Annotated in this window: 9 protein-coding genes; 1 reads left to right on the top strand and 8 read right to left on the bottom strand. The window is 36.9% G+C overall.

The annotated features are described in order from the left end of the window. Positions 1-94: 94 nt before the first annotated feature. The 8 genes from CWB60_RS20260 to CWB60_RS20225 all read right to left on the bottom strand — a co-directional run bounded on the left by CWB60_RS20260 (position 95) and on the right by CWB60_RS20225 (position 10,086). A complete protein-coding gene (locus CWB60_RS20260) occupies positions 95-964 on the bottom strand; it encodes a glycosyltransferase family 2 protein (RefSeq protein ID WP_138579966.1) in 870 nt (289 codons plus the stop codon). Between the two features lie 3 nt (positions 965-967). Next, positions 968-1,873, bottom strand: coding sequence for a glycosyltransferase (locus CWB60_RS20255; protein WP_138579967.1), 906 nt, complete (start codon positions 1,871-1,873; stop codon positions 968-970). A 124-nt stretch (positions 1,874-1,997) separates the two neighbouring features. Beyond that, a complete protein-coding gene (locus CWB60_RS20250) occupies positions 1,998-3,767 on the bottom strand; it encodes a glycosyltransferase family 2 protein (RefSeq protein ID WP_249318450.1) in 1,770 nt (589 codons plus the stop codon). Positions 3,768-3,822: 55 nt separating this feature from the next. Continuing rightward, positions 3,823-5,025 carry a hypothetical protein gene (locus CWB60_RS20245; RefSeq protein WP_138579968.1) on the bottom strand — a complete coding sequence of 401 codons (1,203 nt, stop codon included), beginning with the start codon at positions 5,023-5,025 and terminating at the stop codon, positions 3,823-3,825. After that, positions 5,025-6,122, bottom strand: coding sequence for a glycosyltransferase family 61 protein (locus tag CWB60_RS20240; RefSeq protein ID WP_171036173.1), 1,098 nt, complete (start codon positions 6,120-6,122; stop codon positions 5,025-5,027). Before CWB60_RS20240 ends, CWB60_RS20245 begins: the two co-directional genes overlap by 1 nt. After that, positions 6,113-6,997, bottom strand: a complete 885-nt coding sequence (locus tag CWB60_RS20235) for a hypothetical protein (protein ID WP_248444187.1) — start codon at positions 6,995-6,997, stop codon at positions 6,113-6,115. The genes CWB60_RS20240 and CWB60_RS20235 overlap by 10 nt, the downstream gene beginning before the upstream one ends. A gap of 6 nt (positions 6,998-7,003) precedes the next feature. Then, positions 7,004-8,824, bottom strand: a complete 1,821-nt coding sequence (locus CWB60_RS20230; protein ID WP_249318449.1) for an HAD-IA family hydrolase — start codon at positions 8,822-8,824, stop codon at positions 7,004-7,006. Between the two features lie 194 nt (positions 8,825-9,018). Next, on the bottom strand, positions 9,019-10,086 hold the full coding sequence (locus CWB60_RS20225; protein ID WP_138579971.1) for an HAD family hydrolase: 1,068 nt from the start codon (positions 10,084-10,086) through the stop codon (positions 9,019-9,021). A gap of 314 nt (positions 10,087-10,400) precedes the next feature. On the opposite strand from CWB60_RS20225, the gene CWB60_RS20220 reads away from it, so the two are divergent. Further along, positions 10,401-11,789: an MBL fold metallo-hydrolase RNA specificity domain-containing protein gene (locus CWB60_RS20220; protein WP_138579972.1), complete on the top strand. Its 1,389-nt coding sequence runs from the start codon at positions 10,401-10,403 to the stop codon at positions 11,787-11,789. The last annotated feature ends 200 nt before the right edge of the window (positions 11,790-11,989 follow it).

Here is an 11,989-nt window from a genome sequence, read left to right as displayed (position 1 = left end):
AAAGATCTTCTCCTTCTCTTCCTGTGTTCTCTGTGGTGATAACAATCTATTCATTTTTTATGGGCTTAACCCAAACGCTTAGTCTTTCGCTCACTTACTTCCAATTCGATTTATACGGCCCTTTTCGGCCTAGTACCCCATCGACAATACCTTTAAGCATAAACACCAAACGCTTGCGCCTATTTTGTTGCATAACCGAATTTAAAAATAACCTTACAGGCATAAAAAATAAGCATCTGAGTTTCCAGTACATTGGCACATAAGGCCTGCGGCTCAAAAGTAGAATGTTTCTAAATTGATAATAAAGCCTAATAGGTGCGCCTACTTTATAAGTTACGCCTACAAACTTACTACGCGAATCGCCTAACCGGTGCACCATTTCTACATTTTTGGCCTTAGCAATATCAAACCCCATATCACGAGCACGCCAACACCATTCATGATCTACACCATCAATAAATAATGACTCATCTTTAAGCCCAATATGATCCAATGCACTCAAATCAATCATCATACCTGAGGCTATTATTTGTGTAACGCCCACTAAATCTTCGTATTCAAACACATCATGCTGTATACGAGGGCGAACATTTTTATCTGAAAAGCTACACTTAATACGTGGCCCTATTGCAACAATGTTTTGTTGTACCTTTTTTGAAGCTTCAAATAAGCTATGCAATTCAAAAACTAAATTACTTGGGATTAAGCTGTCTTGATCGAGTAAAAGCGCATATTCACAACCAGCCTTAAGTAAAAATATGAGGCCTGCGTTGTGTGCTGCAGCAATCCCTTTGTTATCAGGGAAATGTATATAATGGTAGTGTTCAATAACCTTTTTAAAATCATTTGGCTTAGGGCTATTATCAACTATTACCACCTCATCTGTTTGGCCGTATAACCGAGTAAGTAAACGTTCTGTCAACGTAATATCAGGGTTATAAACGACTAAAACGGCACCAATCATATGCTAATTATGCTTTTTTAAATTTAATAAGAAACGATCTACTTTATAGGCAAACTTTATCCCCCACGACGGCATCATTCTTAAAAGCAATACAAAAGTCGCATAACTGTAGTTTTGTAATGAACGTTGCGAAAGAGCCTCCATAGCTAATAATCGAGCCTTAAATTCGTTAATTGATTTACCTCGTCCACGCCTTTTATAAAAACCATCTACGCGCCTAAAATGCAACAAAGGCTCTTTAACGTTGGCAAATTTATAACCATCTTTCGCTAAAGCAATCCATAAAAAGTAATCTTGTGTGTTTAGCTTATCTGCTAAATATCTGTGCCCTCTTTTAAAGACCGAGTACCTAATAGCAACAGTGGGATGGTTTATAGGGCAACGCCTAGAAAAGGAAGATAACAGTTTAGAGTGAGTGAGTGGTAGCCTACGAACTCCAGCCCTTACACCTTGTTCATCGACTTCCCATAATGCAGAACCTAACACGTCTATTTCACTATGCTTATCAAGTAACGTGACCTGCTTTTCAAATCTGTGTAATACGCAAATATCGTCGGCATCCATTCTAAAAAAATATTTAGGAGCCAAAGGAAGTGTCATCTCAATGATATAATTCATACATGCACTCAACCCTTGGTTTTGAGTACCATGTACCAATATAAAATTAGTGTGTTTTTTTTCTGTTTCTGATAAATACAAAGAAATGGCATCGGCTATACCACCATCAATTACAACAACAAATAAGTCTGGTGGGAGAGTTTGGTTTAAAACGCTTTCAACAGCTTGCGTTACCCACTCAATTTTATCGTTTTTGTAAACAGACATCCCACAAACAGTCTCTACGCTTAAAGGTAAAGCTTGTGGTGTATTCATATAAAAATGACTGTTTGCAGCCGAGGTTGGATTCATATTATCTCTATAAAGTTAAAACAACCAAATAACAGTCATATATACTTAGCAATTCTGTCATTTTATCGCACTTTTATTTATGATTCAAAAAAACTATTAGTGAGTTATTTGCAACTAACAACACTTATTCAAAGGGTTTTATCGAAAAGTTTTCCCTACGAAGGGTTAAGTTTGGATTATAAGCAGGATCTGATAGTATCGTATCCTGCCATGTTGACTTTAGGTAATTTAGTTCATTTTCAAAGCGTTGAACTTTTTCAGGAGTATCTTCATAGCCTCTTGAAACCGATTCATGATGATACAAAACCGCTTCAGCACAATACAAGTTACGTCGTCCCAATTGCTGCACTTTTAGGCATAAATCAACATCATTAAAAGCAATCGCTAAGCTTTCTTCGTTTAAACCTTCAACCGCCCAAAAATCATTTTGTTTAATAAGCAAGCATGCTGCAGTTACAGCACTATAATTTTGAGTAGCAATAAGTCTGTTCATATAGCCGTGGTGATCACCAGGAAAATATTTGTGTCCGTGCCCAGCGCCACCTCCATAGCCCATTACTACACCTGCGTGTTGAATCCGTTTATCTGAATATAATAGCTTTGCACCTACACAACCTATATCTTCACGCATTACATGGCTAACCATATTTAAAAGCCAATCGGGTGAAATTACTTCAATATCATTATTAACTAAAGCGAGCACCTCACCATTGGCTTGCTTAGCAGCAAAGTTATTTATAGCGGAATAATTAAAAGGCTTATTATACGTTAATAGCGTGATCTTAGGGTGCTCACTTAGCTGATTAAAATAGCGTAGGGATTCACTGTCGTCCGAATTATTATCTACTAATAATATTTCGTAATTAGTATATGTTGACTTATTTAAAATTGAATCAATACATGCTCGTACTAGCTCTTTAGCATTACAAGTAGGAATAATTATAGAAACAAGCGGTTTATAGTCTAAATGCCACCGTAAAGATAAAGTCGGCAAGTCATTGCTATTGTCTATTTCAGCCACTTTATTATATAAGGGTTCCAAAAATGCTTTTGCATTAGCAAAGCTAACTAAATTAGATGACCTTGAAAGCATTACAAGCGGTATATGCTGTATTGTTAAAGGTAAATTATTTAAATAACAAAAAACCATATACCTTGCGACATTAAATGCACTCAATGTACCGCATCCATATGCAAAATCGGCTAACGTTTTAACCCATAATCCTGAATTAATATAACCCGCAGTTAACTGTAAATCAGGGTTCCAGTCAGGCTTAAAGTCAGGGTACTCTCTTTCGCGCTCATTACTGAGCTTGTCAGTATCAAAATAAGCTAAATGCGTATCTAAATTTATATGAGTAGTTAATGCAAACGTTAAATAACTATCTAGTTTATCTCCACTATATACAACAAAACTTGCTTTAGTTTTTACTTTATTCAGTCGGGCATCACCAACTAGATCAGATGTAACAACAAACTCAAAATCACAATGCTTTGGCAAAAAGTGATTTAAATTCTTTTCGTCTGTATTTTTACACCAAAAAATTACGTTAGAAAAAGGCAGGTGCTGAGCTTTTATAGACGCCAAAGTAATAAATAGCTCATTACTGTTAAATTGTTCAACACATACAAGTAGCATACTTTCGCATACCATATTTCCGCTACTTTTTATTTGTGCCGACATTTGAGCGCTTTGATGTTTCATATATGCCAGGTAAGACGCTTTTTGCTCTTCAATGGTCTGTAACTGATACATCAGACCGCTTTTATGTAAGTTATTACTATACACAGCAACTAATTTTGGGTGCTTCTTAATACTTTCAACCCAAGTATTAGGCGTATAGTTAATTATAAACTTGGCCAGATTTGCGATTGATTTTCTTATATATTGCAATTAATTCGTCCTGTAGCGAAGAATGCTAAAGATGAAAACACATATATCAACTTTATCATGAAGCTAGTAACGCCTTAATATAAGCCATTAAACTGAAGCGCACCTGAAGCAAATTACTCACATTACTCCTAAAGTTATTTAAGTCTGTGTTTTTGGTTGTACTGCTGTTAAAAGTAAGTGTTGGATAACGGCAGTAAATAGCATCTTTTACATACTGCACAATAGTTGGCAGAGCACTTCTAGGAGGTATAACTTCAAACAAAGCGGCTACAAAAGGGAACCTATCTTCAACATTTGGCTGTGCGTAAACACACAATGCTAAACGCTGTAATAAATCCTTATCTTTTTTTAATATAAAATTAAATACATCTAAGCACTGCGCTTTAGAAACCTCTTGCTTAAAAAAGTCTTGATGAGGCTGGTTTTTTATAACATCTACCAACTCGCCGGCTTGTTCAAATGGCACCTGCTCTGCAAGCCTCTCAATCCAACGAATTGACTGTCTTTTATAGTCATTAAATTGATGTTTACCAACAAAAGTAAATTGTTTTATACCTTTATCATAAGCCTGTAGCACTCTGTCTAATCGGCCTGCATATTGGCCTAACTCGTAGTAATTAAAACACCGTTTAATTTCAAGAGCCTCTAAACAATATCCTGGGTTTACCCGTTCAGGGGCCTTTACATCGAAATCAATATCATTGTTATTAAATACTACACTTAAAAAATCACATACAATGCTTTTATTTACAAACAAATCGTCATGATAGGCTCTTAATGTAAGCTTTTTACCAAGCTGTTGCCCGTATTCTCCCAAGCGTTTTAGCGTGTGCATAGGTAGCGTCTCAGCTCTTTTTATTACCGCAGTATTACCATGGCGCTTAACCGACTGGTTATAGTGAGACTCGTGCAACTGAGCTGGGTTACGAACATATGCAATACACTGCGCATCTGGAATCGCTTTTAGTAGCGTAGGTAAACGGCTAAAAAAGAACTCAGAGCTTAATAAGAGCGTATGACAGTTTGCAGCTTGTGCCTTAGCTATTGTATCTTGCAGCTTCTGCGGGCTATATACATAATCACCATTATGTGCAGAAAAAACAGATAAAAAATTACCTGAACTAATACCATTACTATCTTGTTGATGTTCGGGATAATACACCCCATTAGACATTAAACAGTCGGCATGATCTTTTAGCCACTTTTGAATAGCAGATGTCCCCGTTTTAGGAGGGCCAATATGAATAATTGTTTTCATTAATTTTCAGAGCAGTTAAATAAACTCAGTAAACTATTAACCCGCATATTTTCAGCATTTAATTTTAAATACGAATTAGCGTAATCAAGTGTTGCCAAATCAGCCATTGTACCGTTTTCGCGTTCCACTTGAACAGGTATATAATTAAGGCCGCACGCGATACAAAGCTTCCAAAACTCATCTGACCAATGGCTCGAGAAAAGCTCAACCACGGTGGTACCCGGCCTACAAAATACTATATTAGCTAAACCGGCACCATGCGGGGCAACAACTACGCTTGCAGCTCTAAAAACTTTAGCATTTTGTTTTACCGTGTTTTTTTCACAATATACTGTATTAATCCCGGCTAAATTTAGTTCGTCTAAAAGCTCATTTTCATTTGTAATTATTCGTTTACTACCTAAATTACGACTAATATATATAGACGTACTTGTACTGATTGGTAAGTTAGAGGAAAACGTTTCACGAATAAAATCAACAATCCAATCAGACGTATAAAGCGCATCCCTTGGCTCACTTACTGACACAAAACAGTTACACTTTAATATTCTATTTTGGGCATTTCTGCCTTCTACTTTATTAAAGTCTATTTTAAGCAGCTCACACGCCTCTTTAATAAAAGGTAAATCCTTAAAGTTAATAATTATTTTATCAAAAAAGTTTAAGTCTATGCCCAACGATTTTATAACCTGTACTTTAGGTAAAACATCAAACAAAAAATGGCTATAAAACTTACCGCCAGGAGACGTTAAATCAAGTACCTTAAACTTAGAATAGTCAGCATAATCTTTAGCACTATTTAATTTATCAACAGCTGCTTTATAGCTAAAACCATTTACCACTTTGCCGTGGCTAAAAAAGCCCTTTTCTTCATCTAAACACGCCATAGCATTATTTGATGCAAAAACAGAGACCCCTTTTTGTTTAAACGCATTACCACGAAAACGGGCATGATTAGAAACAGCCTGCGGTACGGTTACTGGTGGGTATTGAGCCCCCCTTTTTATTGTTATTTTTTCGCCTCTATTAATAATATCATCAATAATAAACTGACTATTTTTAGGTGTTAAGGAATGCTTTAATCTAGTTAATAACACAAAACATCCTTGCATACTTTGCTTTTAAATAGCTCGTTACTGTCAGTAAAAAAATCAGCACAAAGATTATTCGAGTCTAAAAAATAACTATTTAAAGCCTGTAGCTCACCTTTTGTAAGCAATATTCTTTTTGGTAAATGCGTTTTAGGATATGCGTTTATTTCTTCAATTAAATTGTCGCGTATGCTTGTGTACTTAACAACATCACTTACATGCTGCGTACGCTCTTGTAGCAACAATAATGCGCTGGTAGGTAAAGAAGCATTAATAACCACATTATCATTTGTATTTTCAAGCATTAACCCAAACAGCCTTAGAAATGTTTCAACAACACCATCATCGTAATTAATAACCCAAACATTTTCTTTACCAACGCTTTGTGCCCATCGGTTTAGTTGTTGAAAATAGTTTAATCGCGGAAAATTGTTCAACGCCATTTGAAAGAACCGCCCCTGATACCTGACCTGAGGGTCTTTCACTAACTGGTTAAATAACGACAAGAGTAAATCTGATTGACGCCTTACAGTGCCAATCACCACAACTTTTTTAAACTTTTTAGCCCACTGCTGGAAGCGCGGATTATTAAAATAAAAAGGCGAAAGCTCGCTAGAAATCAGAGCAGAATGGCACTCGTTATCAAGTATTTCTTGCTCAAGTAAATCAAGCACTTCTGGTATTTTGTACTTTGCAGGGTAGCCATGAATAGGCGCAAAGGCTAATGCAAAATGGTGATGCGCTTGGTCATTCATTTGTAACTGCGTAGAATATAAGATTCCTTGCTGTTTTAAAGTCTCTTTTTGTAAATCTAACTGAAATTGAACTGCTGACGTACCAGTTTTAGACCAACCAATATGCAAATATAAAGTTTCAAACATTAATTACTACTCACCTAAAAACGGAAAACGACCAAAATCACTCACTAATACACCCCATTTAAGAATGTGTGCTTCGTTTAAACCTAATTCTCCTACAAAAGGATTCTCATACCCTGCGGCATGCCATTTATCTAGAGGGTTTAAAATATGTAAATTTTGCAACCCAAAGTCACCTGGAATTTGTGCATCGGCTACGGCGTTATCGCCTACATGTATAAAGCTTTGTCCTTTGGGTAAACTCTCTTTTATATATTGCCACATTGTGCCATTGTCTTTTCGTTTACCCAGCTCACTTGAAACTAATAACTCAAACCCCACACTAACACCGACTTTGGCAAGCATAAGCGCCACTTGCTTTTGTGTATAATACGTATCAGAAGCAACCGTTATTCGTTTGCCCGATAAAATTAAATGGTTAAATAAATCAACCATTTCATTTTTTGGTAAAATCATTTCTAAATCGTAGGCAAACTCTTGTTCTGCATAGCTACTAGCCTGCTCAGCAGTCCAACTATAACTACTAGCCAAATGCAAGTACGTTTCAAAAATAGTTACATCACCTACAAAGTTTTTTTGCTGCCTCACTTCAAATTCGGCATTATTACGAGCTTTAACAAACTCATGCGCATTTAAAACAAGACCCTGATCCACCAAGCTTTTACCTAGTAATAACTTAGCGTAGTCAGGCGCGTGGTATTTACGCCTGACTAATGTATCAAACACATCAAAACTAACGTGTTCAAAGCCACTAAGTTGTTGAGTTAACCCTTCGGCACTATTTACATATTGCGATAAAATATAACTTTTATCATGAGTTAACTGTCCTGATGTTGGGTAATAAAACAGTTGTTGGTAGCCATTTTTCTCTGCAAGTAAACCTAATAAACGTTCAAGAGCATGGAGCTCTGAGCCATCGTTAGGCAAAGGTTCACCAGGAAAGTCATCGTAATCGTACGACTTGTTTAATAGCTGTTTTAGTGCTTGCGGCCTTGCCCAAAACATACCACCAGCAGGATAAGCAATAAAATCATCGGTTAACTCTATTTCCCACTCGTTAGCCATTTTTTTAGCATGTGGTTTATTTTTAAGCCAGTGATTAACCCAATTAGGCATCATCCAAAACGAGGTTGGGTAATAAATTCCCGTATTTGGGTTATTGTCAAAATGATTTAAAACTTGCTTAATAACGTGCTGGTCTTTTAAAAGGTATTCGCCTAGGTAATCGGCCCATTGTGTTTGAGCGCGGCCAGAATAAAGCGATTTTTTAGAATGCATATGACAAAACAAATCGTAATTTTGTAAATCTTTTGCAAACTCAACAAGTAAAGGTCCAAAATTGCGCCCATGATTAGGCACAACTTTAACTGTCACCTTATTTATTTTAGGGCAGGCATTAAAAACCGATTGTGCTTTACTAGCAAGTTCGTCGCTGGCAACACTTATGAATATATCAACCTGCTGTTCGTATTTAGCCAAGCAGTTGGCGTAATAATCTATAAACTCACCATAAAAAACATGAAAGCACATAGCAATCTTTTTACTTTTAGTAGTGCCATCTGCGGTTGAGCTAATCGCTTTAGGGTACCACTTGCGCGTGGCGGGCAGCGCTAAGCGCCCTTCTTGCTCACCATATGCCATATAGTGCACTAACGCATTTTCCCCGTGTAAATAAATGTCTGTATTACATTTATAATAAAGCTCTGTGTCAAAGTTAGGACTTGGGTTAACGCAGCTAAACGCACTCTTGTGTAGATAATCTTCAAAAGCTTCTTGTTCGCAACTAAATACGCGGCACTGATTAGCACTGTACCAAGAACTGTCAAACAATCCTTTTTCTTTAGCTCTTCTTAGCAGGTAATTAAACTCTTTTTGAGTGTAAGACTTTAAAGCCCTACTTTTTACATACTGTCGAGTAACAAGCCTTCGCTCAATCCCTTTTGCTACTCTAAATAAAAAAGGTTGTCTTTTAACAAAATTGAATACACTAGGTACTGTTTTTTTTATAAATTGTTTGTTTATCATTAACCTAAACCAAAAAATTGAATTGCATTAACGGTACCATTGCCTGCTACATCATCATCAATGTCAAAAATGTGCCTAACTGCACGAGGAATCATATTAGGTTTAGCTAAGTAGCTTTCTAGTAGAGTTTCTAGTTCGTTAGGTGTAAAACTAATGGCATGCAGTGCATTATGTTCACATATGCCTAAGGCGCCCGCCATAATTTGCTCTAAAAGATAAAAATAGCGCTGAGAGGCAACTTTTCGGCCATAATACATATCAAATGTTTTAGGGTTGAAAGTATTAAACTTAATGTCCCTAAACTGGCCATTTGGTGCTGTTATCAATGACTCTAAAAACATTGAGCGGTCTAGCGGCATGTAACCGTCACCAATTTTCACATCCTCTTTTAAGTAACCTTTCATTACAGCAGTATTGCCTTCAATAATGTGTTTACCGGGCTTGGAAGAAATTAGGTAATGTCCATGGGTATTTTTGCTAAGCAGTATGCCTAATAAACTCTGAATAGTACCTGAGTAACCTAAATCGACTAAATGTAACGTACTTTGAGAGGTGACTTCTATAGACTCTAAATAAGCCAAATAGGCATATTTAATGGGCGCAATAAGTAAATCAATTTTATCATGGCTCTCTGTTAACATTGCTATGACTTTATTTTTATCATTTTGCAGATCAATTCGAGTATTAAACACTTGCTCAGTGAACAAATTTGTAATTTCTGCATCCGAGAGCAAAAAACGTGTACGCATCAGATTATAGAAAGTACCGCAAAATTCACCCTTTAAGGAATACGCATAACTACGTTCGTCGTTAAGTAGTAGTTTAAATAAAAAAGCACGAGAAACTAATAAGTAATAGCTATTACGCTGCGCATTTGCGCCATGTAAATATTGGTTATAAGCTCGTTGTAACCAATAACCTTCGCGGGCTAAAAAGTAAACAGGTGTATTTTGTGGTTGATTAAGTAGTAACTGCTGCGAAAAATAACTAAGTAAAGGTCCCAAAAAAGTAGAACCAAAATTAGCGTATTGAGCTTGCGTTACTGCCGATACATCACTGTTAACCATAAGCGTACACCACTCCTAAATAAATTAATAAAAACATAGTGGTGTTAAATAGCAAAAAAGTACACCCTAAATTTATGCAAAGCGTATTGTAGGTCGCAATACAATGTGAGTAAACTATATTGCTTTAATTGCAACTAAAAATAAGTATTTAAGGCATAAAAGCTTATTTTTTAGCTCATATAAACAAAGCCTCTGAGTAAAATTTTTATAGCAGTAATAGTTTCCCCTTAATTACTTTATTTTATTAAATTGTATTTGCCTATTTTGTAACTTAAAACTAGGTTTAAGTTTTGCCTCAAAATAACAGAGGAATTATGCAAATACTTCACCATGGAGCGGTTAATGGAGTTACAGGCTCTTGTCATGAGCTAGCGATTAATACACAAACCAGCGTATTAATTGATTGCGGGCTTTTTCAAGGAGAAGATGCCAAAGCCGACCTATCTATTGAATTTGATATAACCAATATAAGCGCGCTAATAATAACCCATTGTCATATTGATCATGTAGGGCGTATACCTTATTTATTGGCAACTGGCTTTAAAGGCCCTATATTTACAACTCCCGCCTCAGCAAGTTTACTCCCACTTGTTATTGAAGATGCCTTAAAAGTAGGTGTAACACGTGACCCCAAAATTATAAAAGCCAGCCTAAACTTACTACAAAAATACATTGTGAGTGTTAACTTTAAAACATGGTTTACCCTTCCATGCAAAGGGGAGCAAACTGCAAAAGCGAGGTTTCAGCGAGCCGGCCATATACTTGGCTCTGCATATATTGAAATAGACATTACCCATACAACCAGCTCAAATCAACATAATAAAAACACCCATAGAGTGGTATTTTCAGGTGACTTAGGCGCACCTTACACCCCATTGCTACCGACCCCCAAAGCGCCCTATAAAGCAGATACATTAGTGATTGAATCAACTTATGGTGATAAAAATCATCAAGGCCGCAAAGAGCGCGCGCGCGCACTAAAAAAGATTATTGAACGCGCAGTAAAAGATAACGGCATAGTATTAGTACCGGCATTTAGCATAGGGCGTACTCAAGAGCTACTTTACGAACTAGAGCAGCTGATACATCAATCAGCTAAAGGCTCACCTTGGCGTAATATTCATGTAATTTTAGACTCCCCCATGGCAGCCAATTTTACCGAGCAATATATTAAATTTAAACATTTATGGGATGCAGAGGCTAAACTTAAAGTAGCCAAAGGCCGCCATCCGCTAGATTTTGAAAACCTAACTACGGTAGATACTCATAGTGAGCATATCGCCATTATTAATTATTTAGCGTCGCGCCAAACACCCGCCATTATTTTAGCTGCCAGCGGTATGTGCAGTGGTGGGCGGATAGTAAATTACCTAGAGCGCTTTTTAGGTGACAAAACAACCGATATATTGTTTGTTGGCTATCAAGGGCGGGGGACGCTTGGCCGCGATATACAAAAACATGGCCCACGCAATGGCTATGTATTTATAAACGATACACGTATTACAATTAACGCACAGGTGCATACCATTAGCGGTTACAGCGCACATGCAGATCAAAACGGCTTAGTTAAATTTGTAACAGGTATGAAGAAAAAGCCCAGCCATATAAAAATTCTACACGGCGATGATAATGCAAAACATGCATTAGCAAACAAGTATAAAGAGGTGTTAGGGGAAGGCATTAAAATTGAGATTGCCACGTAGCTTAACTGTATTAGCTTAACCCAAAGTAACTTTAGCACCGAGGCGCTTCACCGAGAAGTAATTAGCTCTTCTCCTTCACTTCTCCGTGTTCTCTGTGGTGATAATAGCCTCTTAATCACGTTGTGCATTTAACCAAAAGAATCTACCACCGAGGGCACAGAGGCGCTGCGCGCTACACAGAGCAGTTATTAGCTTTTCTC

Origin of the sequence: Pseudoalteromonas sp. S327, from assembly GCF_005886415.1 — a bacterium.
GTDB lineage: Bacteria > Pseudomonadota > Gammaproteobacteria > Enterobacterales > Alteromonadaceae > Pseudoalteromonas > Pseudoalteromonas atlantica.
Note: the sequence above shows the minus strand (reverse complement) of the source record. Positions and strands in the feature narration are given on the sequence as shown.